The organism is Cedecea sp. FDAARGOS_727 (assembly GCF_012273235.1).
GTDB classification, from domain to species: domain Bacteria; phylum Pseudomonadota; class Gammaproteobacteria; order Enterobacterales; family Enterobacteriaceae; genus Cedecea; species Cedecea davisae.
On the sequence record NZ_CP050966.1, the window covers coordinates 2,895,110 to 2,921,487 of the forward strand.

At 57.0% G+C, this 26,378-nt stretch carries 23 protein-coding genes; 17 read left to right on the plus strand and 6 right to left on the minus strand.

The window, feature by feature from the left end; genetic code table 11:
- Positions 1 to 22: 22 nt before the first annotated feature.
- The 3 genes from FOC35_RS13775 to FOC35_RS13785 all read left to right on the plus strand — a co-directional run bounded on the left by FOC35_RS13775 (position 23) and on the right by FOC35_RS13785 (position 3,516).
- Positions 23 to 1,462 carry a sugar porter family MFS transporter gene (locus FOC35_RS13775; RefSeq protein ID WP_172569183.1) on the plus strand — a complete coding sequence of 480 codons (1,440 nt, stop codon included), beginning with the start codon at positions 23 to 25 and terminating at the stop codon, positions 1,460 to 1,462.
- On the plus strand, positions 1,462 to 2,283 hold the full coding sequence (locus tag FOC35_RS13780; protein WP_172569184.1) for an aldose 1-epimerase: 822 nt from the start codon (positions 1,462 to 1,464) through the stop codon (positions 2,281 to 2,283). Before FOC35_RS13775 ends, FOC35_RS13780 begins: the two co-directional genes overlap by 1 nt.
- A 93-nt stretch (positions 2,284 to 2,376) precedes the next feature.
- Positions 2,377 to 3,516: a 3-phenylpropionate MFS transporter gene (locus tag FOC35_RS13785; RefSeq protein ID WP_172569185.1), complete on the plus strand. Its 1,140-nt coding sequence runs from the start codon at positions 2,377 to 2,379 to the stop codon at positions 3,514 to 3,516.
- Here the strand turns inward: FOC35_RS13785 and csiE are convergent.
- Positions 3,513 to 4,793, minus strand: coding sequence for a stationary phase inducible protein CsiE (gene csiE, locus FOC35_RS13790; RefSeq protein ID WP_172569186.1), 1,281 nt, complete (start codon positions 4,791 to 4,793; stop codon positions 3,513 to 3,515). The two genes, FOC35_RS13785 and csiE, sit on opposite strands and share 4 nt — an antisense overlap.
- 149 nt (positions 4,794 to 4,942) lie before the next feature.
- Here csiE and FOC35_RS13795 point away from each other — a divergent pair, with 149 nt between their 5' ends.
- Both FOC35_RS13795 and FOC35_RS13800 read left to right on the plus strand, forming a co-directional pair.
- Positions 4,943 to 5,566, plus strand: coding sequence for a DUF1007 family protein (locus FOC35_RS13795; RefSeq protein ID WP_172570370.1), 624 nt, complete (start codon positions 4,943 to 4,945; stop codon positions 5,564 to 5,566).
- Positions 5,557 to 6,540, plus strand: a complete 984-nt coding sequence (locus tag FOC35_RS13800; RefSeq protein ID WP_172569187.1) for a nickel/cobalt transporter — start codon at positions 5,557 to 5,559, stop codon at positions 6,538 to 6,540. Before FOC35_RS13795 ends, FOC35_RS13800 begins: the two co-directional genes overlap by 10 nt.
- 56 nt (positions 6,541 to 6,596) lie before the next feature.
- On the opposite strand, the gene suhB is transcribed toward FOC35_RS13800, so the two are convergent.
- A complete protein-coding gene (gene suhB, locus FOC35_RS13805; protein WP_172569188.1) occupies positions 6,597 to 7,403 on the minus strand; it encodes an inositol-1-monophosphatase in 807 nt (268 codons plus the stop codon).
- Positions 7,404 to 7,522: 119 nt separating this feature from the next.
- Here suhB and trmJ point away from each other — a divergent pair, with 119 nt between their 5' ends.
- The 11 genes from trmJ to sseB all read left to right on the plus strand — a co-directional run bounded on the left by trmJ (position 7,523) and on the right by sseB (position 16,420).
- Positions 7,523 to 8,260 carry a tRNA (cytosine(32)/uridine(32)-2'-O)-methyltransferase TrmJ gene (gene trmJ, locus FOC35_RS13810; RefSeq protein WP_039899389.1) on the plus strand — a complete coding sequence of 246 codons (738 nt, stop codon included), beginning with the start codon at positions 7,523 to 7,525 and terminating at the stop codon, positions 8,258 to 8,260.
- Between the two features lie 130 nt (positions 8,261 to 8,390).
- Positions 8,391 to 8,879 (plus strand): Fe-S cluster assembly transcriptional regulator IscR, encoded by a 489-nt coding sequence (iscR, locus tag FOC35_RS13815; protein ID WP_016537759.1) that lies wholly within the window; start codon positions 8,391 to 8,393, stop codon positions 8,877 to 8,879.
- A 116-nt stretch (positions 8,880 to 8,995) separates the two neighbouring features.
- Positions 8,996 to 10,210, plus strand: a complete 1,215-nt coding sequence (gene iscS / locus FOC35_RS13820; protein WP_172569189.1) for a cysteine desulfurase — start codon at positions 8,996 to 8,998, stop codon at positions 10,208 to 10,210.
- Positions 10,211 to 10,251: 41 nt separating this feature from the next.
- Positions 10,252 to 10,644, plus strand: a complete 393-nt coding sequence (gene iscU, locus FOC35_RS13825) for a Fe-S cluster assembly scaffold IscU (RefSeq protein WP_016537757.1) — start codon at positions 10,252 to 10,254, stop codon at positions 10,642 to 10,644.
- A 69-nt stretch (positions 10,645 to 10,713) separates the two neighbouring features.
- On the plus strand, positions 10,714 to 11,037 hold the full coding sequence (iscA, locus tag FOC35_RS13830; protein WP_016537756.1) for an iron-sulfur cluster assembly protein IscA: 324 nt from the start codon (positions 10,714 to 10,716) through the stop codon (positions 11,035 to 11,037).
- Positions 11,038 to 11,123: 86 nt separating this feature from the next.
- Positions 11,124 to 11,639, plus strand: a complete 516-nt coding sequence (hscB, locus tag FOC35_RS13835; RefSeq protein WP_172569190.1) for a co-chaperone HscB — start codon at positions 11,124 to 11,126, stop codon at positions 11,637 to 11,639.
- Positions 11,640 to 11,674: 35 nt separating this feature from the next.
- The gene (gene hscA / locus FOC35_RS13840; protein WP_172569191.1) at positions 11,675 to 13,525 is read left to right on the plus strand and encodes a Fe-S protein assembly chaperone HscA; all 1,851 of its coding nucleotides are present in this window, start codon (positions 11,675 to 11,677) and stop codon (positions 13,523 to 13,525) included.
- A 1-nt stretch (position 13,526) separates the two neighbouring features.
- Positions 13,527 to 13,862, plus strand: coding sequence for an ISC system 2Fe-2S type ferredoxin (gene fdx, locus FOC35_RS13845; protein ID WP_016537753.1), 336 nt, complete (start codon positions 13,527 to 13,529; stop codon positions 13,860 to 13,862).
- A gap of 10 nt (positions 13,863 to 13,872) precedes the next feature.
- Complete coding sequence (gene iscX / locus FOC35_RS13850) at positions 13,873 to 14,073, plus strand: Fe-S cluster assembly protein IscX (protein ID WP_016537752.1); 201 nt, start codon at positions 13,873 to 13,875, stop codon at positions 14,071 to 14,073.
- Positions 14,074 to 14,139: 66 nt separating this feature from the next.
- A complete protein-coding gene (gene pepB, locus FOC35_RS13855; RefSeq protein ID WP_039898631.1) occupies positions 14,140 to 15,426 on the plus strand; it encodes an aminopeptidase PepB in 1,287 nt (428 codons plus the stop codon).
- Positions 15,427 to 15,640: 214 nt separating this feature from the next.
- Positions 15,641 to 16,420 carry an enhanced serine sensitivity protein SseB gene (gene sseB, locus FOC35_RS13860; protein ID WP_172569192.1) on the plus strand — a complete coding sequence of 260 codons (780 nt, stop codon included), beginning with the start codon at positions 15,641 to 15,643 and terminating at the stop codon, positions 16,418 to 16,420.
- Between the two features lie 25 nt (positions 16,421 to 16,445).
- Here the strand turns inward: sseB and FOC35_RS13865 are convergent, their stop codons facing one another.
- The 4 genes from FOC35_RS13865 to FOC35_RS13880 all read right to left on the minus strand — a co-directional run bounded on the left by FOC35_RS13865 (position 16,446) and on the right by FOC35_RS13880 (position 21,086).
- Complete coding sequence (locus FOC35_RS13865; protein ID WP_172569193.1) at positions 16,446 to 17,219, minus strand: MurR/RpiR family transcriptional regulator; 774 nt, start codon at positions 17,217 to 17,219, stop codon at positions 16,446 to 16,448.
- Positions 17,219 to 18,064: a 3-mercaptopyruvate sulfurtransferase gene (gene sseA / locus FOC35_RS13870; protein ID WP_172569194.1), complete on the minus strand. Its 846-nt coding sequence runs from the start codon at positions 18,062 to 18,064 to the stop codon at positions 17,219 to 17,221. Before sseA ends, FOC35_RS13865 begins: the two co-directional genes overlap by 1 nt.
- Before the next feature lie 101 nt (positions 18,065 to 18,165).
- Positions 18,166 to 19,530 (minus strand): 6-phospho-alpha-glucosidase, encoded by a 1,365-nt coding sequence (locus FOC35_RS13875; protein WP_172569195.1) that lies wholly within the window; start codon positions 19,528 to 19,530, stop codon positions 18,166 to 18,168.
- Between the two features lie 11 nt (positions 19,531 to 19,541).
- Positions 19,542 to 21,086 carry a PTS transporter subunit EIIC gene (locus tag FOC35_RS13880; protein ID WP_172569196.1) on the minus strand — a complete coding sequence of 515 codons (1,545 nt, stop codon included), beginning with the start codon at positions 21,084 to 21,086 and terminating at the stop codon, positions 19,542 to 19,544.
- Positions 21,087 to 21,403: 317 nt separating this feature from the next.
- Here FOC35_RS13880 and FOC35_RS13885 point away from each other — a divergent pair, with 317 nt between their 5' ends.
- The gene (locus FOC35_RS13885; RefSeq protein ID WP_172569197.1) at positions 21,404 to 26,371 is read left to right on the plus strand and encodes an alpha-2-macroglobulin; all 4,968 of its coding nucleotides are present in this window, start codon (positions 21,404 to 21,406) and stop codon (positions 26,369 to 26,371) included.
- Positions 26,372 to 26,378: the final 7 nt, after the last annotated feature.

Consider the following 26,378-nt stretch of genomic DNA (forward strand, 5'->3'; position numbering starts at 1 on the left):
AAATGCAAGATGAGGATCGACCATGGATCGTATGCAATCGCAATTACGCATGGGCTACGTCTGGACCATCTGTCTGGTCGCGGCCTGCGGCGGGCTGCTGTTCGGCTATGACTGGGTGGTTATCGGCGGGGCAAAACCCTTCTACGAAGCTTATTTCTCGATTACTGACCCGGCCATTTCCGGCTGGGCGATGAGTTCCGCGCTGGTGGGCTGCGTGGTTGGTGCGCTGCTCTCCGGCTGGTGTGCCGACAAATATGGCCGCAAGATTCCGCTTATTATCGCGGCGTTATTGTTTACCTTATCGGCCTGGGGAACAGCGATGGCGAGTCATTTCGATCTGTTCGTAGCCTGGCGCATTGTCGGCGGAGTGGGGATTGGACTTGCCTCCGCCCTTAGCCCGATGTACATCGCAGAAATCAGCCCGGCGGCCCAGCGTGGGCGTTTTGTGGCGGTCAACCAGCTGACTATCGTTATCGGGGTGCTGGCCGCCCAACTTGTTAACCTGATGATTGCCGAACCCGTCGCCAGCCACGCCACTTTGCAGGAGATTAGCACCAGCTGGAACGGGCAGGTTGGCTGGCGCTGGATGTTTGGCTCCGGCGTGGTACCGGCCGCGGCGTTTTTGATTCTGATGTTCTTTGTGCCTGAATCTCCGCGCTGGCTGGTTCGCGCCGGGAAGAGCGAACGGGCTCACCAGATGCTCAGCCGCATCGGCAGCAAAAGCTACGCCGACGAAACGCTGAAGGATATTCAGAAAACCCTAAGCCAGGATACTCAGAAAGTGTCGTGGTCGGCGCTGTGGGAGCCGAAGGTTCGTCCGATAATTATCATCGGCATGGTGCTGGCGGTGTTCCAGCAGTGGTGCGGGATCAACGTCATTTTCAACTACGCGCAGGAGATTTTTGCCTCCGCCGGGTTCGATATCAACAGCACATTAAAATCCATTGTGGCTACGGGTCTTATCAACCTGGTGTTCACCATCGCTGCATTGCCGCTGGTGGATAAAATCGGCCGCCGCAAGCTGATGCTGTTTGGCGCGGCCGGGCTGACCATTATCTATGCGTTGATTGGCGCAGCCTATGGGTTGGGCATACTCGGCCTGCCGGTTCTCATTCTGGTGCTGGCCGCGATTGCTACTTATGCGCTGACGCTTGCTCCGGTGACCTGGGTTCTGCTGTCGGAAATTTTCCCTAACCGCGTGCGCGGTCTGGCGATGTCGCTGGGGACGCTGGCGCTTTGGGTGGCCTGTTTCCTGCTGACCTACACCTTCCCGCTGCTGAACGCCGGGCTGGGTGCTGCCGGGAGCTTCCTGCTGTATGGCGCTATCTGTGCCGCAGGCTTTATCTATGTGCGCCGCTTCGTGCCTGAAACCAAAGGCGTTAGCCTGGAGGCTCTGGAACAGCAGCTGGCGTCCGAGTGTATTCATTCTGCTCCCGCATCTGCTGCAAAGGCGCTGCGCTGATGGATATTTTGCGACTGCAAAATGCCTCTCTGAGTTTAACTGTTGCCCCTCAGGGGGCTTCAGTCTTCAGCTTCGAGTCGCTTAAACACAACAAGCCGGTTTTCTATCCTGCCGAACCGGCGCTGTTCCCGATGTTGCCCCTGGCTAACCGGGTGGAAGGGAATCAATTTCGGTTGGGCGGCGAGCAGATAGCTTTGCCCCAAAGCCCCGTCGATGAGCGCTTTTTCCTGCACGGCGACGGCTGGATAAAGCGCTGGAAGGTTGAGAACCATCACCCGCAGCAGTTGATCCTGAGCCTGGAAAGCCGGCATGCCTGCGGGTTTGATTACCTTGCGCGCTTAACCTACAGGCTGGTGGAAAACCAGCTTCGGGTAAGTCTTGAGCTAACGCATCTGGGCGATAAAGCCATGGTATACGGTCTGGGACTGCATCCATACTTCGCGCTTGAACCGCAGAGCCGGGTGCAGTTTCTGGCCAGCGGCTATTGGCCGGAAGGCGATCACCATCTGCCTCTAGAGTGGCAAGGGGAGCTAACGGAGCAAACGGATTTTTCTTCGGGAGAGGTTCCTGCCGATGAATGGCTGAATGTGGGTTATTCGGGCTGGAACGGGAATGCGCTGATTGAAAGCGGCGCCATGCGGGTGCGCCTTTCATGCCCAACGCCTTATCTGATGGTGTTCCGAATGCAGAACCAACCGTTTATCTGCCTGGAGCCGCAAACGCATCCGGTCAACGCCCATAACCTGCCGGGGATGCCGGGTTTAGTGAGGCTGGGGCGAGCAGAGACAACCCGTCTGGAAATGGTAGTTGAGGTCGATTAACCTTTATTTTGATGTGTGTTATTGCTCTGTTAATGTTTACTTGCATGCCGGCCGGCTATCCCCGACACTAACGCCTCCAAAACGGGAGGGATCATGGTTTTGCATTCCACGCGCTGGCTGGCGCTCAGCTACTTTACCTATTTCTTTAGTTATGGCGTGTTTTTGCCTTTCTGGAGCGTCTGGCTCAAAGGCGTAGGGCTCCCCCCCGAAACCATCGGGCTGCTGCTGGGGTCTGGTTTAATCGCCCGTTTCCTCGGTAGTTTATTGTTAGCCCCCCGCGTGACCGATCCTTCCCGCCTTGTTTTTGCTCTCCGCCTGTTAGCCCTCGTTACCCTTATCTTTGCCGCCGGTTTCTGGCTGGGCCATGCTTCGCTCTGGCTGCTGCTGACGATGGTCGGTTTTAACCTGTTCTTTTCGCCGCTGGTGCCGCTGACCGACGCATTAGCCGGAACCTGGCAGCGGCAAATCACCATGGACTACGGGCGCGTGCGGCTCTGGGGTTCGCTGGCGTTTGTGATTGGCTCGGCTCTTACCGGGAAGCTGGTGAGCGAGTTTAGCTATCAGGCGATTCTGGTGCTGCTGACTATCGGTGCGGCGTCGATGTTAATCGGCATGATGCTGCGGCCTTCTATTATGCCCCAGGGCGAAGCCCGGCATCAGGAGTCGGCGGGCTGGCCTGCCTGGAAAGGGTTGATAATCAGCGCCTGGCGTTTTCTGGCCTGCGTTTCTCTGCTCCAGGGGGCGCATGCTGCTTATTACGGTTTCAGCGCCATTTACTGGCAGGGGACGGGGTATTCCGCTTCGGTGGTCGGCTATCTGTGGTCGCTTGGCGTAGTGGCCGAAATCGTTATCTTTGCGCTTAGCAATAAGCTGTTCCGCCGCTGGAGCGCCCGCGATTTACTGCTGCTCTCTACCGTCACCGGAGTGATCCGCTGGGGCCTGATGGCCTCAACCACCGATCTGCCGTGGCTTATTGTTGCCCAGATCCTGCACTGCGGCAGCTTTACTATTTGCCACCTTGCGGCGATGCGTTATATCTCCGCCCGCAAAGGTGGGGAAGTGATTCGGCTTCAGGCCGTCTATTCTGCGGTGGCAATGGGCGGTGGAATAGCCGTGATGACGATTTTCTCCGGCTTCCTGTACCAGCATTTGCAGGGCGGGATGTTCTGGGTAATGGCTCTGGTGGCACTCCCGGCTCTATTCCTGAGGCCGAAAGTCGCCCCTAGCAGCTAGGGTTCGAGCAGCTGTTTTATCCGCAATTGCTGATGCTCTCCCAGCGGCAGCGTGGCGTGGATAAGCGGCGGCGAGAACAGCGGCAAAGAGGTGGCGTAGGGCGTGATAACCAGCACCACCTCTCGCGGCGCGCCCCGGCTTTGAAACTCCTGAACCGCAAGGTGTTTAATATTGAGGGGCAGCAACGTTAGCTCACGCAGTTGCTGCTCTATTTGCTGCTCCAGCGCTTTGTCGTCGCCGGTAAGCAGCAGTACCTGTTTTTCCTGAATATCGCTTTCCTGCATCAGCCAGGCGCCAAATATCACCGCGACCAGACCGGCTTCCGCATCCGAAAAATGAATCTCATAATGCTGCTCTAAACCGGCCAGCGCCTCCCGCGAGGTGCGCATCAGGCGCGGGTAGAGGCGGGTTATCTCCTCCGGCAGGCTATGGTCGATACCGATATCAAACTGGCAGCGGTTCAGCGCCTGGGCCAGGTGAATATAAAGCTGGTCGCTTAGCCCTTGTTCGTCGCTAAAAGAGAGCCCGGCGAGGCGGTGAAAACGCTCAATCATCAGGCCAATTTCGCCGCGCAGGCGCGCGTCCTGGGGATGCTGGTCATTGAGCGGGTCGGGGATCCTTAACAGCTGAAACAGCAGCGCCAGAAAGTGTTGCTCGTCCTGGTCTGCGGGCTGCATAACGCGCCGCTGCCAGTGGCGGGCAATTTCACGGGCCACGGAAAACTCCGGGCGCAATTGGCTCCATTCCCGCTGGCGCGCAGAGAGTTGCGGGGAATAACCGGAATGATGTTGATAAAGGCAGTACTGCAAGAACAGCGTCAGAAACTGGCTGTCACGGCTGTCGTACTGCCTTTGCAGGCGGCGAGCGCAGAGGTTGACCAGCGCACGTAAGTTGGTTTCATCATACAGGGCTTTGATTATCCCGAGTTCTTTGAGCTGAGCCTTCAGCGCCGGGCTGAAATGGTGCAGCACAAACTGCGGGCAAAGACGCAGCGACCTGCGCAGCCAGTGCAGCAGGCAGAGACGGCGGTCGAGCGCCGTGCCTTCAATCCGATAGCTGCCGTCCTGCTGCTGAGCCAGAGAGAGACGGTGATAACTCTGGATCTCGAGGCCCGTGTCGGCTATATCTTGCAGAGTTTGCGTCTGGTCCACGCCGTTGATGCTGGCAATCGCCTCCGGCGTAACGTCCTGCTCCGGAAGGTAAAGCATCAAAAGCAGGTGGCAGCGGCGCTGCGAACTGGAAAGCACAGATGGCGGCGGAGTCAGCAGTGTCATCATCTGGCAGTCCTGAATTTGGTGTCAGATGATAAGAATAGCTAAAGCTTTCGGCGAATATATCGCCATTTTTAGTTTTTCATCACGGAATTACGGCTGGCTCACAGAATTTAAATCTTGAGGGAAGCATGAGCGACAAAAGAATCAGCCTGATGGGAGTAGTTGCACTGTTAGCAGGGTTTTCTGCCGCATGCGTGCAGGCTCATCCCCACAGTTTTATCTCTCTCGTCACGACGCCGGTGGCGGCAGACGGGCAGTTAACCGGCCTTAAAATGCAGTGGACGATGGACGATATTACTTCAGCAGATCTGTTGTATGACGCAGGAGACGCTAAACCCGGCTCGCCAGTCTGGAAAAAGCTGGCGGCAGAGGTCATGGCTAACGTGCTCGGCCAGCACTATTTCACCGAGTTCTGGCACAACGGTGAAAAAGTGAAGTTCAACAATTTGCCGCCGGAATACGGCCTTAGCCGGGCTAATCACCAGGCCGTTTTAACCTTTATTCTGCCGCTGGCGCACCCGCAGCCGCTGAAAGGGCAGACCTACCGTTTCTCAACCTTCGACCCGACTTATTTTGTCGATATGAGCTATGACCACCCTCAGGATGTTCACCTGCCGCAGGAGCTGGCTGCGAGCTGCAAAGTTTCCGTTCACACGCCAAAACCGAACGAAGAGACGCTGCTGTTTGCGCAGTCGCTGGATAAAGCCGACGCGCCGCCGGAGGATATGGATCTCGGGAAACAGTTCGCCCAGGAGGTGACGTTAGCATGTCAGTAATTGCCTCTTCTTCCGCCGCTTCCCGCCGATGGGTTCACCTCTGGCCGCTGGCGCTGTTTCTTTTATTCGCCGCTGCCGGGCTCTGTAGCCTGTGGATTTACTGGCCGCAGATTTTACTAAATTCAGCCAGCTGGCAGCGTGCAATCAACCAGGAGCTGAGCGGGCTGCTGCGGCAGGTAGCGGAAAACCCGACCCGCGCCGGCTGGTCGTTGCTTTCATTTAGCTTTGTGTACGGCGTGCTGCATGCCCTGGGACCGGGGCACGGCAAGATTGTGATAACCACCTGGCTTGCCACTCATCCTTCAAAGATAGCAAGCAGCCTGCGGTTGACGTTTGCCGCCTCTCTGCTTCAGGGGCTGGTGGCAATATTGCTGGTGGTGGTTGTGCTGGTCGTCCTGGCGCTGCCCTCACGCCAGCTGCACCTGAGCAGCTTCTGGCTGGAAAAAGGCAGCTATTTACTGGTGGGCGTGCTCGGGGGAATGCTGAGCTGGCGGGCTCTGCGAAGGCTGCGCGTGTTGCTGAAACGCAAACCCAAATTCACCTCGTTTACCCCGCACCATGTTCATCATGCTCATTGCGGCTGCGGGCATCAGCATATGCCGGACGAAAAGCAGCTGGCTGCCGGGAGCGACTGGCGTGCGCGGCTGATGATTGTGCTCTCGATGGGAATGAGGCCGTGTTCGGGCGCGATTATGGTGCTGCTGTTCAGCAAAGTTATCGGCGTGTTTGGCTGGGGCGTGCTGTCGGCGCTGGCAATGGCGGCGGGTACCTCAATAACGATTTCAGGGCTGGCGTTGCTGGTGCATAGCTTCCGTACGCTGGCCGTAAGATTGAGCGGCAATCAGGCGCAGGTATTGTGGCGGCAGGTTGGCTGGTCAACGCTTGCTCTGGCTGGGGGCGTTATTTTGATAGCTGCGGCGGTGATTATGTGGCTGAGCGTGCAGCCGATGGCGCGAGGAATTCGGCCTTTTTGATGTTTGAAAATTAACCCTCCCTCGCTTGCGGTAAGCGGGGGAGAGTACAGCAAAACTTAGCGCTTCAGCGCGTCGCTCAGCTCTTCACGCATAGTAGACAGCATCGCCTTAACTACGCGTGGGTTACCCGCAACAATGTTACCGGTCAGCAGGTAGTTGTGGCCGCCGGTGAAATCGCAAACCAGGCTGCCCGCTTCACGAGCCAGCAGTTCGCCAGCGGCAAAATCCCACGGCTTCAGGCCAATTTCGAAGAAACCGTCTACGCGGCCAGCGGCAACGTAGGCCAGGTCCAGCGCGGCAGAACCGGTACGGCGGAAGTCCGCGCACTGGGTGAACAGCTTGCCAACGAGATTGATGTAGGTGGTTGCGTGTTGTTTCTGTTTGAACGGGAAGCCGGTCGCCAGGATGGTGCCATCCAGGTCGCGAGCGGTGCTGCCGCGCAGACGGTAGCCGTTGAGCTGTGCGCCCTGGCCACGGGTAGCGGTAAACAGTTCATTACGCATTGGATCGTAGACCACGGCAACTTCGGTGCGGCCTTTAATGCGAACAGCGATAGAGACGGCGAAGTGTGGCAGACGTTTGATGAAGTTGGTGGTGCCATCCAGCGGATCGATAATCCATTGCACATCCGTATCTTCGCCTGCATGTTCACCGCTTTCTTCGGTGATGATGGTGTGCTGCGGGTAAGATTTGCGGATTGTTTCGATAATCATCGCTTCGGCGGCTTTATCGACGTTGGTCACAAAGTCATTACTGCCTTTCTGACTGGTTTCTACGGAATCAGGAGTTTCGTAGTGTTTGGCAATTACATTACCCGCCTTGCGCGCAGCACGCACGGCGATGGTCAACATAGGATGTTGCATCGGTCTCTCTCGCTGGATGTTAAAGAACGGAAATCGCGGCGGAGTATAGCAGAGCGTTCGGAATATGTCTCAGGGATATGATAAGATATTGCGATATTCTTCCCAGGCTGTGAATGATAATGCTGCAAAACGTACGAATCGTGCTGGTCGAAACTTCGCATACCGGCAACATGGGCTCCGTAGCCCGTGCTATGAAAACCATGGGCTTAACTAACCTGTGGCTGGTGAATCCGCTGGTAAAACCTGACTCTCAGGCTATTGCCCTGGCGGCCGGTGCCAGCGACGTTATCGGCGACGCTAAAATCGTCGATACGCTTGATGAAGCGCTGGCAGGATGCAGCCTGGTGGTTGGCACCAGCGCCCGCTCCCGCACATTACCGTGGCCGATGCTCGACCCGCGTGAATGCGGCCTGAAAAGCATCAGCGAAGCGCAGCACGCGCCGGTTGCTATCGTCTTTGGCCGCGAGCGCGTTGGCCTGACCAACGAAGAGCTGCAAAAGTGCCACTATCATGTGGCTATTCAGGCTAACCCGGAATACAGCTCCCTTAACCTCGCGATGGCGGTGCAAATCCTCGCCTATGAAGTGCGCATTGCCTGGCTTGCCACTCAGGAACAGCCAGAAGCCTCTAAAGAAGAGGAAGATGCGCCGTACCCGCTGGTGGATGATTTAGAGCGCTTCTATGGTCACCTCGAAAAGGCGCTGCAGGAAAGCGGCTTTATCCGTCCGACTCACCCAGGCCAGGTGATGAACAGACTGCGCCGCTTATTCACCCGCGCCCGCCCGGAAAGTCAGGAATTAAACATCCTGCGCGGCATGCTGGCGTCGCTGGAAAACCCCAAAAAATCGGGCCAATAATACTTGAGTAAATTGGTAGGTTAAATAGTTGACCAATTTACTCAGGAATGTCAGACTTGCGACCTGCTATGTGACAATCACACTTTTAAAAAACCCCCGGCTCGAGGGGCTATTTGAGGTTAAGTAAGACATGAGACTGACATCAAAAGGGCGCTATGCCGTAACCGCGATGCTTGACGTTGCGCTGAACTCTGAATCTGGCCCGGTTCCGCTGGCCGATATTTCTGAACGTCAGGGTATTTCGCTCTCCTATCTGGAGCAGCTGTTCTCCCGCCTGCGTAAAAATGGCCTGGTTGCCAGCGTGCGCGGTCCTGGCGGTGGTTATCTGCTGGGTAAAGATGCGAGCAGCATCGCCGTTGGCGAAGTGATCAGCGCCGTTGATGAGTCCGTGGACGCGACCCGCTGTCAGGGTAAAGGCGGCTGCCAGGGCGGCGATAAATGCCTGACCCATGCGCTGTGGCGCGACCTGAGCGATCGTCTGACCGGCTTCCTGAACAACATTACCCTCGGTGAACTGGTGAACAACCAGGAAGTTCTGGATGTGGCCGACCGTCAGCACAACGAAAACCATCGCAGCACCCGTTCTCAGGACGCTATTGACGTCAAACTGCGCGCATAAGCAGAAGAACACGAATTTTTAGAATCAGGTTGGGGGAGCGACGCTCCCTGTCTATAACGGCAGCATATTTTAAGCCTGATTCTTCGTATTGAAGTGATGTACGGAGCTTAAGAGCAATGAAATTACCGATTTACCTCGACTACTCTGCTACTACGCCGGTTGACCCGCGTGTTGCCGAGAAGATGATGCAGTTTTTGACAATGGACGGAACCTTCGGTAACCCGGCCTCCCGTTCCCACCGCTTTGGCTGGCAGGCTGAAGAAGCCGTTGATATCGCCCGTAACCAAATCGCAGAGCTGGTTGGCGCTGACCCGCGTGAAATTGTTTTCACCTCCGGCGCGACCGAGTCTGACAACCTGGCGATTAAAGGTGCCGCTAACTTCTACCAGAAGAAAGGCAAGCACATCATCACCGTCAAAACCGAACACAAAGCCGTGCTGGACACCTGTCGTCAGCTGGAACGTGAAGGTTTCGACGTGACTTATCTGGCCCCGCAGAGCAACGGCATCGTTGACCTGAAAGCGCTGGAAGCCGCCATGCGTGATGACACCATCCTGGTTTCCATCATGCACGTGAACAACGAAATCGGCGTGGTGCAGGATATCGCTGCTATCGGCGAAATGTGCCGTTCCCGCAGTATTATCTTCCACGTTGATGCGACCCAGAGCGTGGGCAAACTGCCTATCGATCTGAGCCAGCTGAAAGTTGACCTGATGTCCTTCTCCGGCCACAAAATTTATGGCCCGAAAGGCATTGGTGCGCTTTACGTGCGCCGTAAGCCACGTATCCGCATTGAAGCCCAGATCCACGGCGGCGGCCACGAGCGCGGTATGCGTTCTGGTACTCTGCCTGTTCACCAGATTGTCGGCATGGGTGAAGCTTACCGTATCGCGAAAGTTGAGATGGAGACCGAAATGGCCCGTCTGCGCACGCTGCGTAACCGTTTGTGGAACGGCGTGAAGGATATGGAAGAAGTTTACCTGAACGGCGACCTGGAACACGGCGCGCCTAACATCCTCAACGTAAGCTTCAACTATGTTGAAGGTGAGTCACTGATTATGGCGCTGAAAGACCTCGCGGTTTCTTCAGGTTCCGCCTGTACTTCTGCCAGCCTTGAGCCGTCTTACGTGCTGCGTGCGCTGGGGATGAGTGACGAACTGGCTCACAGCTCCATCCGTTTCTCTCTGGGTCGTTTTACCACTGAAGAAGAGATCGACTACACCATCGAGCTGGTACGTAAGTCCATCGGCCGTCTGCGCGACCTTTCTCCGCTGTGGGAAATGTTCAAGCAGGGCGTGGATATTAATTCCATCGAATGGGCTCACCATTAATCGTCTGTAGAGACGTCGATTTCAGATTCTGGAGAAGTAAAATGGCTTACAGCGAAAAAGTAATTGATCACTACGAAAACCCGCGCAACGTCGGTTCTTTCGACAACAGCGACGACAGCGTTGGCTCTGGCATGGTGGGTGCACCTGCGTGCGGCGACGTGATGAAGTTGCAGATCAAAGTCAACAATGACGGTATTATTGAAGACGCGCGTTTCAAAACCTATGGCTGCGGCTCGGCGATTGCTTCCAGCTCGCTGGTAACCGAGTGGGTGAAGGGCAAGTCCCTGGACGAAGCGCAGGCGATTAAAAACACCGACATCGCAGACGAGCTCGAACTGCCGCCGGTGAAAATTCACTGCTCAATCCTTGCTGAGGACGCTATTAAGGCGGCTATCGCGGATTACAAAAGCAAACGTGAAACAAAACAACTCTAAATAATTCGAGCCTGCTGCCCGGCAGCGGCTCGAAGTATGACGAGTTAATATTCTGATTGAGGTTGTTGTATGTCGATTACCCTTAGCGACAGCGCTGCTGCCCGCGTAAATGCCTTCCTGACCAACCGCGGTAAAGGGTTTGGTCTGCGTCTGGGCGTGCGTACTTCAGGCTGCTCCGGGATGGCTTACGTTCTGGAATTTGTTGACGAACCGATGGCGGATGACACCGTGTTCGAAGACAAAGGTGTGAAGGTAGTTATCGATGGTAAAAGCCTGCAATTCTTAAACGGGACCGAGCTCGACTTCGTCAAAGAAGGTCTTAACGAAGGGTTTAAATTCACCAACCCTAACGTTAAAGACGAGTGTGGCTGCGGCGAAAGCTTCCACGTCTGATCCCGCTTATCACCCCCACCGGCTTCGGCCCGTGGGGGATTTTGCTTTACCACACAGCACTAACCTGACATGTACCCGAGTCTGTTATGGATTACTTTACCCTGTTTGGGCTAACGCCAGGCTATACCCTTGACCTTCAGCGTCTGGCTACCCGTTACCAGGAGCTGCAGCGCCAGTTCCATCCGGACAAATACGCCAGCCGCCCTCAGGCGGAGCAATTGCTGGCGGTAAGCCAATCCGCAACCATCAACCAGGCCTGGCAGACGCTGCGTCACCCGCTTGCCCGTGCCGAATACCTCCTCTCCCTGAACGGCTTCGATCTGGCTAATGAACAGCATACCGTGCGCGATACCGCGTTCCTGATGGAACAACTTGAGCTGCGCGAAGAGCTGGACGAAATCGAACAGAAAAAAGACGGCGACGGGCTGGAAAGCTTTGCCGGGCGCGTAAAAACGATGGTGAAAAACCGCAGCGCGCAGATGGTACAGCAGCTGGATGACCAGCAGTGGGAACAGGCGGCGGACACCGTTCGCAAGCTGCGTTTCCTCGACAAATTACAGAGCCAAATAGAACAACTAGAAGAAAAACTGCTCGACTTTTAACGCCTGAACTCAGGCCCGATTTTTGGAAGCGAAACATGGCCTTATTACAAATTAGTGAGCCCGGCATGATGGCTGCGCCGCACCAGCGCAGGCTGGCCGCAGGTATCGATCTTGGCACCACCAACTCGCTGGTTGCCACCGTGCGCAGCGGGCAGGCACAAGCCCTGGTCGACCACGAAGGCCGCGCGCTGCTGCCTTCCGTTGTCCATTACCAGCAGCAGGGTCACCTGGTTGGCTGGGAAGCCCGTGCGCAGGCAGCGCAGGATCCCGCTAACACTATTAGCTCGGTAAAACGCATGATGGGCCGCTCTCTGGCGGACATTCAGGCGCGCTACCCGCATCTTCCTTACCATTTGCAGGCGAGTGAAAACGGCCTGCCGATGATTAACACCCCGGCGGGGCTGTTAAACCCCGTTCGCGTTTCTGCCGATATCCTCAAAACGCTGGCTGCCCGCGCGACCGAAGCGCTGGCCGGAGAGCTGGACGGCGTGGTGATTACCGTTCCTGCCTATTTTGACGACGCGCAGCGCCAGGGCACTAAAGATGCCGCTCGCCTCGCGGGCCTGCACGTTTTGCGCCTGCTCAACGAGCCAACGGCGGCGGCAATTGCCTACGGCCTGGACTCGGGCAAAGAAGGCGTAATTGCCGTTTACGACCTGGGCGGCGGCACCTTTGATATTTCTATCCTGCGCCTTAGCCGCGGCGTGTTTGAAGTGCTGGCGACCGGCGGTGACTCTGCCCTCGGCGGCGACGACTTCGATCACCTGCTTGCCGACTGGCTGCGCGAACAGGCCGGTATTGCCGACCGCAGCGACGACAGGGTACAGCGCCAGCTGCTGGATGCCGCTATTGCTGCAAAAATTGCGCTGAGCGATGCCGCAACTGCCAGCGTGGAAGTGGCTGGCTGGAAAGGCGAAGTCACCCGTGACCAGTTCAACGAGATGATTGCTTCCCTGGTTAAGCGCACGCTGCTGGCCTGCCGTCGCGCGTTGAAAGATGCGGGCGTGGAAGCAGAAGAAGTGCTGGAAGTGGTGATGGTCGGCGGCTCAACCCGCGTACCTCTGGTGCGTGAGCGCGTAGGGGAATTCTTCGGCCGCATCCCGCTGACCTCCATCGACCCGGATAAAGTTGTGGCGATTGGGGCGGCTATTCAGGCCGATATCCTGGTTGGCAACAAGCCTGACAGCGAAATGCTGCTGCTGGATGTTATCCCGCTGTCGCTTGGCCTGGAAACCATGGGTGGCCTGGTCGAGAAGGTTATTCCGCGTAATACCACGATCCCGGTGGCGCGTGCTCAGGAATTCACTACTTTCAAAGATGGGCAGACCGCGATGTCTATCCACGTATTGCAGGGCGAGCGCGAGCTGGTGCAGGATTGCCGCTCTCTGGCTCGTTTTACCCTGCGCGGTATTCCGGCAATGTCCGCCGGCGGGGCGCATATTCGCGTAACCTTCCAGGTAGATGCCGATGGCCTGTTGAGCGTAACGGCGATGGAGAAATCCACCGGCGTGGAATCCTCTATCCAGGTTAAACCTTCTTATGGCCTGAGCGACGGCGAAATTGCCGGTATGATTCAGGACTCCATGAGTTACGCCGAGCATGACGTGCAGGCACGTATGCTGGCGGAGCAAAAAGTCGAAGCTGCCCGCGTGCTGGAGAGTTTGAACAGCGCACTGACGGCGGATGCCGCGCTGCTAAGCGCCGCAGAGCGTTCCGACATCGACAACGCCATGGCTGCCTTAAGCGCTGCCGCGGCCGGTGACGATGCCGACGCTATTCAAAATGAAATCAAAAACGTAGACAAGCAAACCCAGGAGTTTGCCGCACGCCGCATGGATCAATCGATCCGTACCGCGCTGACCGGCCACTCCGTGGACGAGGTTTAATATGCCAAAGATTGTTTTTCTGCCTCATCAGGACCTCTGTCCGGATGGCGCAGTTCTGGAAGCGCAAAAAGGTGAAACCATTCTCGACGTTGCCCTGCGCAACGGTATCGAAATTGAGCACGCCTGTGAGAAGTCCTGTGCCTGCACCACCTGCCACTGCGTGGTGCGTGAAGGCTTCGATTCCCTTGCGGAAAGCACCGAGGATGAAGACGACATGCTGGATAAAGCATGGGGTCTGGAGCCTGAGAGCCGCCTGAGCTGCCAGGCTCGCGTCAGCGATGAAGACCTGGTGGTTGAGATGCCGCGTTATACCATCAACCACGCACGCGAACACTAACGGGAGCCGCATGGGACTGAAGTGGACTGACAGCCGTGAAATCGGCGAAGCGCTGTATGACAGCCGCCCGGATCTCGATCCTAAGACGGTGCGTTTTACCGATATGCACCAGTGGATCTGCGAACTGGAAGAGTTTGATGACGATCCAAACGCTTCTAACGAAAAAGTGCTGGAAGCGATTTTGCTTGTCTGGTTAGATGAAGCAGAATAACAGACGGGCCGCCCTGAGCGGCCCGTTTTTGCATTTTGCCTGTGCTGAACAATGAAGGATTGGAAAATGACTGAAGCCATGAAAATCACCCTTTCCACGCAGCCAGCGGACGCACGCTGGGGCGAAAAGGCGACGTATAGCATCAATAACGACGGCATTACCCTACACCTGACCGGTAAAGACGACCTCGGTCTTATTCAGCGCGCGGCGCGCAAAATTGACGGCCAGGGGCTGAAACATGTTCAGCTGGCCGGTGAAGGCTGGGACGTTGATAAGAGCTGGGCCTTCTGGCAGGGCTATCGCGCTCCGAAAGGTAGCCGCAAAGTTGACTGGGCGGTACTGAGCGAGTCTGAGCAGAAAGAGCTGGATACGCGCCTGAAAGTCATCGACTGGGTTCGCCACACTATTAACACTCCGGCAGAAGAGCTGGGCCCTGAGCAGCTGGCTTCCCGCGCTGTCGATCTTCTGTGTGACGTAGCCTGCGACCATGTTTCCTACCGTATTACCAAAGGCGAAGACCTGCGCGAGCAAAACTACGCCGGGATCCATACCGTTGGCCGTGGTTCTGACCGCGCGCCGGTTCTGCTGGCGCTGGACTACAACCCAACCGGCAACCCGGAAGCTCCGGTGTATGCATGTCTTGTCGGGAAGGGTATCACCTTTGATTCCGGCGGCTACAGCATCAAACAGACCGCTTTCATGGACTCGATGAAATCAGATATGGGCGGCGCGGCCACCATTACCGGCGCGCTGGCCTTTGCTATCGCTCGCGGTCTGGACAAACGCGTGAAGCTCTACCTGTGCTGCGCGGACAATATGATCAGCGGCAACGCCATGAAACTCGGCGACATCATCACCTACCGCAACGGCAAAACCGTTGAAGTGATGAACACCGATGCGGAAGGGCGCCTGGTGCTGGCCGACGGCCTGATTGACGCTGCGGCTCAGAAACCAGAGCTGATTATCGACTGCGCCACCCTGACCGGCGCGGCGAAGACCGCTCTGGGCAATGATTATCATGCCGTGTTCAGCTTCGACGACAAGCTGGCTGCTCGCCTGCTGGCAAGCGCCGCTGAAGAAAACGAGCCGTTCTGGCGCCTGCCGCTGGCCGAATTCCACCGCAGCCAGCTGCCCTCTAACTTTGCCGAGCTGAACAACACCGCCAATGCCTCTTACCCGGCTGGCGCAAGCACCGCTGCGGGCTTCTTGTCCCACTTCGTTGAAAACTACCACCAGGGTTGGGTGCACGTAGACTGCTCCGCAACCTACCGTAAAGGTGCGGTTGAGCAGTGGTCTGCGGGTGCGACCGGTTTGGGCGTACGTGCGATCGCCAACCTGTTACTGGCTAAGTAATACTGCCCCTCACCCCGGCCCTCTCCCCACAGGGGAGAGGGGGAAAAGAGTTCGGATAGAGTGAACGCCGAACAGTCCCCTCTCTTCCAGGGAGAGTGAACGCCGAACGGTCCTCTCTCTTCCAGGGAGAGCGAACGCCGAACAGTCCCCTCTCCCTTCCAGGGAGAGGGTTAGGGTGAGGGTAAAACCTCTTTAGCTTTATCCCGGAACCACAATGTCAGAACCAAAAAACGAACTAGAAACCCTGCTTGAGCAGGCGGCAAACGAACCGGCGCATCGCCCGGCCTTTTTCCGTACCCTGCTGGAGTCCACCGTTTGGGTGCCAGGCAATGCCGCAGAAGGTGAAGCCATCGACGCCGATAGCGCGGTCGAATTACAGCACTGGGAAAAAGAAGACGGCACTTCGGTTATTCCATTCTTTACGTCGCTGGAAGCTTTGCAGGAAGCCGTTAGCCACGAGCAGGCGTTTGTGGTCATGCCCGTGCGCACCTTGTTTGAAATGACGCTGGGCGAAGCGCTGTTCCTCAATGCGAAGCTGCCGACCGGCAAAGAGTTTACCCCGAACGAGATAAGCCATCTGGTGAGCGCGGAAAGCGATCCGCTGAGCCAGCAGGAAGTCCTGGAAGGGGGGACTTCGCTGCTGCTTTCCGAAGTTGCCGAACCCCCGGCGCAGATGGTTGACTCCCTGACCACGCTGTTTAAAAACCTGAAAACGGTGAAGCGGGCGTTTATCTGCTCCATCAAAGAGCAGGCGGATGAAGAGCCAAACCTGCTGATCGGCATCGAGGCCGAGGGCGGTGAGATTGAAGCGATTATTCGCCAGGCCGGAAGCGTGGCTACGGATACCTTACCGGGCGACGAGCCGGTTGATATCTGCCAGGTAGTGGAAGGTGAGAAGGGTATCAGCCACTTTATGATTGCCCACATCACGCCGTTTTATGAGCGCCGCTGGGGCAGTTTCCTGCGCGATTTCAAACAAAACCGCATTATCTGATGAGTTTCCCCTCTGCCTGGAGGGGCTACTCTGTTGCCTGCAATAACAGCAAATCTATCAGCATCACCAGATTTGATTCAAATGACGTAATGTCTGCCGCCTCTGCCGCGTAATGGACTGCTTCGTCATAGAGTGGGAAATGCAGCTCGGCCATTTCCGCCAGCGGGTTTGGCGAGGCGCGGGTAAAAGCGACTATGGTCATCCCCACGTTTTGGGCAATTCTTGCTTTGTCCAGAACCTGTTCCGTCTCACCGCTGCGTGAAATAGCGATAAAAACCTGATATTTAGCGGCATTGCTGAGAAAGATGCCTCTGCTGTCTCCCGGGCCTGAGATAAACGCCGTCTTTCCCAGAACTTGCAGTTTTTTAGTCAGGTACTCGGCAAAAAGATAGGAAAAACCGGCCCCGTAGAGATAAAAGCTCTCTTTTTCCCGCAGAAGCTCGGTAAAACGGGCCATTAGCTCGGGCGTCACCCAGCGAAAGGTTTGCTGATAGTTGGCGATAAAACGTTCGAAGAGCTGCGGCAGAGCGGCCTGTGGATTTACCGGCTGGCTGGCGATGCGTGGGGTGCCGGACAGCAGCTGTTTGCAATGCCAGATAAATTCGCTATAGCCGCTAAACCCCAGCTTGTGGCACAGCCGCATAATGGTCGCGCTGGAGACAAAGGTGGCCTGCGCAAGGGCGCGTACCGTAATGTTGCCCACCAGCAGCGGATGGGCAGTCAGATGCGAGAGAACCCGATATTCAGCGCGGGTCAATGCTTCCCCGCGCTCCAGCAATCCGGCCAGCCGGTTATCCATTATTGCGCGGGTTCAACCGGTAAATCGGCGCGTGCGCCCCATTCACTCCACGAGCCGTCGTAAAGCGAAACTCCGTTCACCCCGAGAGTGGTTAATGCCAACACCACGACCGCCGCCGTTACGCCGGAACCGCAGCTGGCAATAATAGGTTGCTCGAAGCTCACGCCCTGGCGTTCAAAAATTGCGCTCATCTCTTCGGTTGTTTTCAACTGGCCGTTTTCAACCAGCTCCACCCAGGGGACGTTAAGCGCCCCGGGAATATGGCCGCGTTTCAGACCCGGGCGTGGCTCATCGGCCTCGGCATTGAAACGTGGTGCCGGGCGGGCATCCACAATCTGCGCCGTGCCTTCGTGGCTGACCAGCAGCACGTCGGTCAAACGTTTGATGACCATAGGATCGAAGTTCACCTCGAACTCGCCTTCCGGCAAAACAACATCGCCCTGTTCCAGCGGCAGCTCTTCGCGCTGCCAGTCTGCGAGGCCTCCGGCAAGAATTGATACTTTTTGCACGCCAAAAGTACGCAGCATCCACCACGCGCGCGGGGCGGAGAACAGGTTACCTTCGTCGTAAACCACCAGATGTTTGTCGCTGCTGACGCCCAGCTCGCGCATTGCCACGGCGAACGCTTCGGCGCGCGGCATCATATGGGGCAGCGGGCTGGTGTGATCGGAGAGCGCCTCAATATCAAAATAAACGGCACCGGGCAGATGCCCTGAACGGTACTCGCCCGGCAGGTCACGGTGTTCCTGCCCCGGAGGAGCCATGCGGGCATCCAGAATCTGGATATCGTCATCGTTAATATGTTCTGCGAGCCAGTCGCCCGCGACGAAGAAAGAGGTAGACATGTTAGGTCTCCGATTCATCAAGGAAAATCGGATTGTCGGTGTTTTTCCGCCAGCCATCAAGCAACCTTCTTTCACGCCGCGAGTTACTTCTTAAAACTGATTTAATCCACCGACTCACCGTTGCGCCACGCTTGCTGGAGCCGCGGCCAGTAATCCCGGTTTGCCTCAATCATTTCATCGAGAATGGCTTTGGCGTGCTGCATGGTGGGCACGGTGCGGTTGAGGGTAAAGGCCTGAAGCGCCTTTTCGTAACTCCCCTCAATTGTCGCCTCCACCAGCAGCTGTTCGCTGGCGAGCTGCTGCATCAGAAGCGTTTGCTGGAATAGCGGTGCGGCTCCCATACGAACCGGCTCCGGCCCTTCGCTGGTGATGTAGGCGGGGACTTCAACCATTGCGTCATAAGGCAGGTTGGCTATAGCCCCTTTGTTCTCCACGATAACCAGATGGCGCTGGCGCAGGTCGAAGGCCAGCGAGCAGGCGACATCGACAATAAATGCGCCGTGTACTCCGACGTGGAAAGCATCCGGCAATATTCCCGTGCGCTGGTACTCAGCGGCTGCGGCGAACAGTTTTTTCTCCCGGCCGTCCATTACCTCATTGGCGCGGGTATAGTCAGGATCCTGATGCCCGACAATGTCATTAGGCATCAGGTAATACTGCAAATAAGGGTTCGGCAGGTAATCCGGGAAGTGATCCATTATCGGTTTGATATTACGCCAGGTTTTAACCCATGACGGATCGGAATGCTGAGGATCGGTTTGCGCGGCATCTTCGGTCAGCAGGCCAAATTTCGCTATATGCCGACGAAGCTCCGGCAGACGATCTTCGCCGTCAACCAGTACGCGGGTAAACCAGCCGAAGTGGTTGAGGCCGAAGTAGTCAACCTCAAGCTTATGGCGATCGACGCCCAAAATGGCGCCCATATTACGCATCGCCGCCACCGGCATATCGCAGATATTCAGCACTCTGGCATTCGGGCGCAGGCGGCGCACGCCTTCGGCGACGATAGCTGCCGGGTTGGAGTAGTTCACTATCCAGGCCTTCCGGTGGGCATAGCGTTCAACGAGATCGCACAGCTCGACCATCGGCAGAATTGTACGCAGCCCGTAGGCCAGCCCGCCAGGGCCGCAGGTCTCCTGGCCAACAACGCCGTGACGCAGGGGAATTTTTTCGTCCTGCTCACGCATTTTATACTGGCCGACGCGCATCTGGGCGAAGACAAAATGCGCTCCGCTGAAGGCTACTTCCGGGTCGGTGGTGACGGTGAATTTGATGCTTTGGCTATGGTCACGAATGACTTTCTCTACCACCGGAGCAATGATGGCCTGGCGCTCGCCGTCAATATCGTACAGACGAATTTCGGCCAGCGGGAAATCCTCCAGGCGCACCATCAGGCTCTTAACGATGCCGGGGGTATAGGTGCTGCCGCCACCGGCGATGGACAAAATAAACGGGGGTTTAAACATTTTTGGCTCCTTTAGAGAAAGGCTTCTACGGCTTCACGCATTTTTTTGACATGCAGCCCGTAGACCACCTGAACATTATTGCCTTGCTTGATCACCCCTTTGGCTCCAGTGGCCTTCAGGCGTGGCTCATCTATCGTGGTTACGTCGAGAACCGTGACGCGCAGGCGGGTGTAGCAGTTATCGACCACCTCAATATTGGCGCGGCCGCCTAATCCTTTGATAATGGCCTCACCCAGCCCGCTGTTATTGCCCTGAGCCTGATATTCCTGCTTGCTGTAGAGGCGGGTTTCCTGGCTTTCATCCTCGCGGCCCGGCGTTTTCATATCGAACTTGCGGATCAGGAAACGGAACACCAGGAAGTAGATGACCGACATCGTGAGCCCGACCTCGATGTACATCGGCCAGTTGGATTTGGTCGTGCCCAGCGGCAGGTTGTAAAGAATGAAGTCAATCAGGCCGTTAGCGCCGATAGCGTGAACGCCCAGCAGATAAAACAGCATCATCCCCAGACCGGTCAGCACGGCATGAACGCCGAACAGCATCGGGGCGACGAACAGGAAAGAGAACTCCAGCGGCTCGGTCACGCCAACCAGCAATGAGGTGAGGGCCGCCGGGATCAGAATGGCTTTAGCGGCGGCCTTGCGCTCGGGTTTGGCCGTCATGTACATAGCGAGGGCGGCGGCGGGCAGGCCGAACATTTTGCTGATGCCGCGCGCATCCCAGACTACCGTGTCGCTTAGCTGGCGCACGGTTGGGCAGGCCATTTCGGCGAAATAAATATTGCGTGCACCCTGGTAGACGTTCCCGCAGACGTCGGCGGTGCCGCCCAGCTCGGTATAAAGGAACGGGGTGTAGACAAGATGATGCAGACCGGTCGGGACTAAAATACGCTCAAGAAAGCCGTAAATAGCCACGCCAAATGCTCCGGCCCCTTTTATCGCCAGCGCGAGGGCGCTGATACCCTGCTGAGCAAAAGGCCACAGCTCGCTCATTATTACGCCCAGCAGCATGGATATAGGCAGCATGATGATGGCTACGAAACAGTGCCCGGAATAGATAGCCATGGCCCCGGAAAATTGCACGCCTGAATAGCGATTGTATAAATAGCCGGAAAGCGCGCCGGTGAGGATCCCGGCGAACACGCCCATCTCCAGCACCTGAACGCCCAGCACCATGCTTTGACCGGCTGTTCGCATTTGCTCTACGGGCACCAGCTTGCCCTGTAGCTGAAGCACCACGCTCATGGCGTTGATAAAGACGATAAACGTCACCAGGCCGATAAGCGCGGCGTAGCCCTTGTCGCGGCTGGCAAGCCCGATGGGAATACCGACGGCAAAAACCAGCGCCAGGTTAGCCAGCACCGAAACCGCCGACTTAGCAATCAGCTGGCCTGAGTGCTGAATGGCGGAGTGGCCGAGAAACGGCAGGTATTCAGCCAGGTTACCGTTGCCTAAGACGTTACCGAAGGCAATAAACAGCCCAACGATGGGCAGAATGAGCACCGGGCCGTAGAGTGATTTTCCGAAATTTTGTAGGGCATTGACGGCATTCTTCATTTGGCTGTCTCTTATTATTGATTTCACAGACATCGCATTACCGCTGCGGCAGGCTTAAAAGGTAACAGCAGTTCCCCGGCGTTTGCTAACTATGCGATTGTTTTAAAAACAAATAACCCGGAAGGTTACATGTAACCTTTTAGAGTGTGATCTGCGGCAAATCAGGCGCGTGTTGAAGACGGATTTTTCCCCGGAGCCGGGCGAAATTTCCGAGGTGCCACGCAAGACTGGAGGTTGGACTTTCGCTTTTCTGGCTAATCCGCATAATACTTGCTCTACGTAATGTTTAGCGGGCCTTGTTGGCCAGGGATGAAACAATGAATTCACTACGTTTTGCTGGCCTTACTGCGCTGGTGTGCGGCATGCTGGCACTCTGGGGTTGTGACGATAAAAGCAAGCAGCAGACGGCAGCACCAGACTCTGCTGCTGCGGTGGCAAAAAACGGCGCACCTGAAGCAAAGCCGGATGCCTCGCAGCTTGAGAAGCTGGCGCAGCAGTCCGCCGGTAAACCGCTTAAGCTGCTGGATGCCTCCGAAGTGCAGCTGGACGGTGCCAGCACGCTGGTTTTAACCTTTTCTATTCCCCTGGACCCCAATCAGGACTTCAATAAAGTCGCCCATCTGGTGGATAAAACCAGCGGTAAAGTGGACGGTGCCTGGGAGCTTTCCGGCTCGTTGAAAGAGCTGCGCCTGCGCCATCTTGAGCCGAAACGAAGCCTGATTGTCTCCGTAGACGGCGGCCTGGTCGCGCTAAACAAAGCGACGCTTGAGGCTAACTTTGAAAAGCAAATTACCACTCGTGATGTACAGCCGAGCGTGGGCTTTGCCAGCCGCGGTTCGCTCCTGCCAACCAAAGTGATTGCCGGGCTGCCGGTGATGGCGCTTAACGTCGATAAGGTGGACGTTAACTTCTATCGCGTAAAAGAAAGCTCGTTAAGCTCGTTTGTTAGCCAGTGGCAGTACCGCAATTCAGTCTCTAACTGGGAGTCCGACAACCTGCTGAAGCTGGCGGACCTGGTGTATACCGGCCGGTTCGACCTTAATCCTGCCCGCAACACGCGTGAAAAGCTGCTGCTGCCGCTGGGGGATATCAAGCCGCTTCAGCAGCCTGGCGTTTATCTTGCCGTGATGAATCAGGCGGGCCACTACGCCTACAGCAATGCCGCAACGCTATTCACGCTAAGCGATATTGGCCTCTCCGTTCACCGCTACCACGACAGGCTGGATGTTTTTACCCAGAGCCTTGAAAACGGCGCGGCTCAGGCCGGCGTAGAGATCGTGCTGCTAAATGAGAAAGGGCAGGCGGTTGGCCAGGGTAAGAGCGACGGTGACGGCCACGCAACGCTGGAGAAACTCAATAAAGGAACGCTGCTGCTCGCCCGTAACGGAGAGCAAACCTCTTTGCTCGACCTTAGCCGCCCTGCGCTGGATCTGGCCGAATTTGATATTGCCGGAGAGCAGGGTTACAGCAAGCAGTTCTTTATGTTCGGCCCGCGCGATCTCTATCGCCCGGGAGAGTCCGTTATCGTCAACGCCCTGCTCAGAGACAGCGATGGAAAACCGCTGCCGCCGCAGCCGGTGAAGCTGGAAGTCGTGAAACCGGACGGGCAGGTCGCCCGCACCGAAGTCTGGCAATCAGAGAACGGCCTGTACCAGTTTACTTATCCGTTAAGCGAGAATGCCGCTACCGGTAACTGGCAGGTCAGGGTCAACACCGGAGATAACCAGCCGCGCAGCTGGTCGTTTAAAGTTGAAGACTTTATGCCGGAACGCATGGCGCTGAATCTGACGGCGCAAAGCGTGCCGGTAGCGCCTGAAGATACCGTCAGTTTTGACGTGGCAGGCCGCTATCTTTACGGCGCACCGGCCGCCGGTAATAGCCTACAGGGGCAGCTGTTCCTGCGCCCGCTGCGTGAGGCAGTTTCCGGGCTTCCGGGCTTCCAGTTTGGTGATATCAACGAAGAAAACCTCTCGCGCAGCCTTGACGCGGTTGAGCTAACGCTGGATGAGCAGGGGCATACTACGGTCAGCACCGAAAGCCAGTGGGGCGACGTACATTCCCCGCTGCGCCTGGTGCTGCAGGCGAGCCTGCTGGAGTCCGGCGGGCGTCCGGTAACCCGTCGCGTTGAACAGCCTATCTGGCCTGCGGAGGCGCTGCCGGGGATTCGCCCGCAGTTTGCCAGCAAAGATGTGTATGACTACCGCACCGATACCACGCGTACTCAGCCGATTGTTGACGAAGACAGCAGCGCCGGGTTCGATATTGTTTATGCCAATGCGAAAGGCGAGAAACTGGCGGTAAGCGGCCTGGATGTGCGCCTGATACGTGAGCGCCGTGACTACTACTGGAGCTGGGAAGATGGCGCAGGGTGGCAGTCTCAGTTTGACCAGAAAGACCTGGTAGAAGCCGAGCAGAAATTAACCCTGGCCGCCGGGGAAACCGGAAAAGTAGCATTCCCTGTGGAATGGGGCTCTTACCGGCTGGAAGTTCGTGACCCGCAAAGCAATATCGTCAGCAGCGTGCGCTTCTGGGCGGGCTACAGCTGGCAGGATAACAGCGACGGTACCGGTGCCGTACGCCCGGACCGCGTGACACTCAAAATTGATAAGCCGTCTTATAAAGCAGGCGACACCATTAACCTGCATATCGCTGCCCCTGCGGCAGGCAAGGGTTACGCCCTGGTGGAGTCCAGCGATGGCCCGCTATGGTGGAAGGAGATTGATGTCCCCGAAGGTGGCATGGACCTGGCTATTCCGGTCGATAAGAGCTGGCAGCGCCATGACCTGTACCTGAGCACCGTGGTTATCCGCCCCGGAGACAAAGCGCGCTCCGCCACGCCAAAACGCGCCGTAGGTATTCTGCACCTGCCGCTGGGGGATGAAAGCCGCCGCCTGGGCCTGGCTTTAGAAAGCCCGGCTAAAATGCGCCCGAACCAGAACCTGACGGTAAAAGTGAAGGCCAGCGTGAAAAACGGTGAACTGCCGAAGCAGATTAACGTTCTGCTGTCGGCGGTGGACAGCGGCGTACTCAGCATTACCGATTATAAAACCCCGGACCCGTGGGATGCCTTCTTTGGCCGTAAACGCTACGGGGCGGACATCTATGATGTTTATGGGCAAGTAATAGAAGGAGAGGGCAGGCTGGCCGCGTTGCGCTTTGGCGGGGACGGCGATGAAGGCGATGAGCTTAGCCGCGGCGGTAAAAAACCGGTCAATCACGTCACTATTATTGCCCAGCAGGCTCAGCCGGTTCAGCTGGATGAAAAAGGCGAGGGAACGGTGACGCTGCCGATTGGTGATTTCAACGGCGAGCTGAGAGTAATGGCTCAGGCCTGGAGCGACGAGAGTTTTGGCAACAGCGAACAGAAGGTGACGGTAGCCGCCCCGCTGGTTAGCGAGCTTGCCGCGCCGAGATTTATGGCCGGGGGAGACACCAGCCGCCTGGCGCTTGATCTCACCAACCTGACCGACCAGCCCCAACAGCTTAACGTTGTGCTTAGCGCTGGCGGGCTTTTAGCGCTTAACGGTGCTTCAACCATCGACGTGAAGCTGGCGCCCGGCGCTCGCGGTACGTTGTTTATCCCGGTTCGTGCGCTTGAAGGTTTTGGCGATGGAGAGCTCAACGCGGTTATCAACGGGCTGGCTCTGCCGGGAGAGAGCGTTACCGCTCCTCATAAGCAGTGGAAAATTGGCGTTCGCCCGGCCTTCCCTGCGCAGACGGTAAACAGCGGCTCGGTGGTTAAACCCGGCGAAAGCTGGAATATACCGCTGTCTCATCGCTCAGGCTTGCTTCCGGCAACGCTGGAAGGGCAATTGCTGTTAAGCGGCCGTCCGCCTCTGAACCTTGCACGCTATATCCGTGAGCTGAAAGCCTACCCTTATGGCTGCCTGGAGCAGACGACCAGCGGGCTGTTCCCGTCGCTGTATACCAACGAGGCCGAACTGGCTGCGCTGGGTATTAAGGGAATTAGCGACCAGCAGCGCCGTTCGGCTATAGATATCGGCATTGCTCGCCTGCTGGAAATGCAGAGCGATAACGGCGGCTTTGGCCTGTGGGATAAATCCGGGCCGGAGGAATACTGGCTGACGGCTTACGTCACGGACTTCCTGGCCCGCGCCAGCGAACAGGGCTACAGCGTGAACGGCGATGCGCTGAATAACGCTAACCAGCGCCTGCTGCGCTATCTCCAGGACCCGGGGCTAATTGCCCTGCGCTACAGCGATGACGCAGCGGCAAGCCGGTTTGCGGTCCAGGCCTATGCCGGGCTGGTTCTTGCCCGCCAGCAAAAAGCGCCTCTGGGGGCTTTACGCGAGCTTTGGCAGCGGCACCAACAGGCGCGTGCTGGCCTGCCGATCGTTCAGCTTGGCGTGGCGCTGAAGCTGATGGGGGATGAAGCCCGTGGGCAGCAGGCTATTGCCCTGGGTCTGAAAACCCCGCGTAGCGAGAAGCAAATCTGGATGGCCGACTACGGTAGCGAACTGCGGGATAAAGCAATGATGCTAAGCCTGCTGGAAGAGAACAAGCTGCTGCCGGATAGCCAGAACCAGCTGCTGCTTGAGCTTTCGGATATGGCCTGGAGCCAGCGCTGGCTCTCCACTCAGGAAAGCAATGCGCTGTTCCTTGCCGGGCATGGGCTACAGAATGTAAAAGGCGACTGGCAGGCTCAAACTTCGCTGAGTGCTGAGGCCCTGGCCTCCAGCCAGGCGGTGACCCGCAACCTGACGGCAGAGCAGCTTTCCGGCCTGCAGGTTACCAACAGCGGTACGGCCAGCCTTTATCTGCGTGTCGATAGCTCGGGTTACCCGCAGCAGGCTCCTGCCGCATACAGCAATGTGCTGCATATTGAACGTCACTTCCTTGACGCTAAGGGCGATAGCAGGCCGCTCTCTTCCCTGAAAAGCGGCGAACTGGTGATGGTCTGGCTGGATGTCTGGGCCGATAAAAACGTCCCGGATGCGCTGGTGGTCGATTTACTGCCTGCGGGTCTGGAGCTTGAGAACCAGAACCTTGCCAACAGCAGCGCCAGCCTGGGCGACAGCGCGAGCAGCGCGCAAACGTTGCTGAACCAGATGCAGCAGCAGGACATTCAGCATATTGAGTTCCGTGACGATCGCTTTGTTGCCGCGCTTCCGCTCAGTGAAGGCCAGCACGCCACGCTTATCTATCTGGCCCGTGCGGTAACGCCGGGTAGCTACAGCGTGCCGGTGCCGCAGGTTGAATCAATGTATGTACCTCAGTGGCGGGCAACCGGTAGCTCTACCGGTACCTTGACCGTTGTACCGTAAGCAGAAA

Excerpts from the sequence above, each read along its gene's own strand:
- FOC35_RS13775 (WP_172569183.1), top strand. The coding sequence starts at position 23 with ATGGATCGTATGCAATCGCAATTACGCATGGGCTACGTCTGGACCATC.
- FOC35_RS13780 (WP_172569184.1), top strand. The coding sequence starts at position 1,462 with ATGGATATTTTGCGACTGCAAAATGCCTCTCTGAGTTTAACTGTTGCC.
- FOC35_RS13785 (WP_172569185.1), top strand. The coding sequence starts at position 2,377 with ATGGTTTTGCATTCCACGCGCTGGCTGGCGCTCAGCTACTTTACCTAT.
- csiE (WP_172569186.1), bottom strand. The coding sequence starts at position 4,793 with ATGATGACACTGCTGACTCCGCCGCCATCTGTGCTTTCCAGTTCGCAG.
- FOC35_RS13795 (WP_172570370.1), top strand. The coding sequence starts at position 4,943 with ATGGGAGTAGTTGCACTGTTAGCAGGGTTTTCTGCCGCATGCGTGCAG.
- FOC35_RS13800 (WP_172569187.1), top strand. The coding sequence starts at position 5,557 with ATGTCAGTAATTGCCTCTTCTTCCGCCGCTTCCCGCCGATGGGTTCAC.
- suhB (WP_172569188.1), bottom strand. The coding sequence starts at position 7,403 with ATGCAACATCCTATGTTGACCATCGCCGTGCGTGCTGCGCGCAAGGCG.
- trmJ (WP_039899389.1), top strand. The coding sequence starts at position 7,523 with ATGCTGCAAAACGTACGAATCGTGCTGGTCGAAACTTCGCATACCGGC.
- iscR (WP_016537759.1), top strand. The coding sequence starts at position 8,391 with ATGAGACTGACATCAAAAGGGCGCTATGCCGTAACCGCGATGCTTGAC.
- iscS (WP_172569189.1), top strand. The coding sequence starts at position 8,996 with ATGAAATTACCGATTTACCTCGACTACTCTGCTACTACGCCGGTTGAC.
- iscU (WP_016537757.1), top strand. The coding sequence starts at position 10,252 with ATGGCTTACAGCGAAAAAGTAATTGATCACTACGAAAACCCGCGCAAC.
- iscA (WP_016537756.1), top strand. The coding sequence starts at position 10,714 with ATGTCGATTACCCTTAGCGACAGCGCTGCTGCCCGCGTAAATGCCTTC.
- hscB (WP_172569190.1), top strand. The coding sequence starts at position 11,124 with ATGGATTACTTTACCCTGTTTGGGCTAACGCCAGGCTATACCCTTGAC.
- hscA (WP_172569191.1), top strand. The coding sequence starts at position 11,675 with ATGGCCTTATTACAAATTAGTGAGCCCGGCATGATGGCTGCGCCGCAC.
- fdx (WP_016537753.1), top strand. The coding sequence starts at position 13,527 with ATGCCAAAGATTGTTTTTCTGCCTCATCAGGACCTCTGTCCGGATGGC.
- iscX (WP_016537752.1), top strand. The coding sequence starts at position 13,873 with ATGGGACTGAAGTGGACTGACAGCCGTGAAATCGGCGAAGCGCTGTAT.
- pepB (WP_039898631.1), top strand. The coding sequence starts at position 14,140 with ATGACTGAAGCCATGAAAATCACCCTTTCCACGCAGCCAGCGGACGCA.
- sseB (WP_172569192.1), top strand. The coding sequence starts at position 15,641 with ATGTCAGAACCAAAAAACGAACTAGAAACCCTGCTTGAGCAGGCGGCA.
- FOC35_RS13865 (WP_172569193.1), bottom strand. The coding sequence starts at position 17,219 with ATGGATAACCGGCTGGCCGGATTGCTGGAGCGCGGGGAAGCATTGACC.
- sseA (WP_172569194.1), bottom strand. The coding sequence starts at position 18,064 with ATGTCTACCTCTTTCTTCGTCGCGGGCGACTGGCTCGCAGAACATATT.
- FOC35_RS13875 (WP_172569195.1), bottom strand. The coding sequence starts at position 19,530 with ATGTTTAAACCCCCGTTTATTTTGTCCATCGCCGGTGGCGGCAGCACC.
- FOC35_RS13880 (WP_172569196.1), bottom strand. The coding sequence starts at position 21,086 with ATGAAGAATGCCGTCAATGCCCTACAAAATTTCGGAAAATCACTCTAC.
- FOC35_RS13885 (WP_172569197.1), top strand. The coding sequence starts at position 21,404 with ATGAATTCACTACGTTTTGCTGGCCTTACTGCGCTGGTGTGCGGCATG.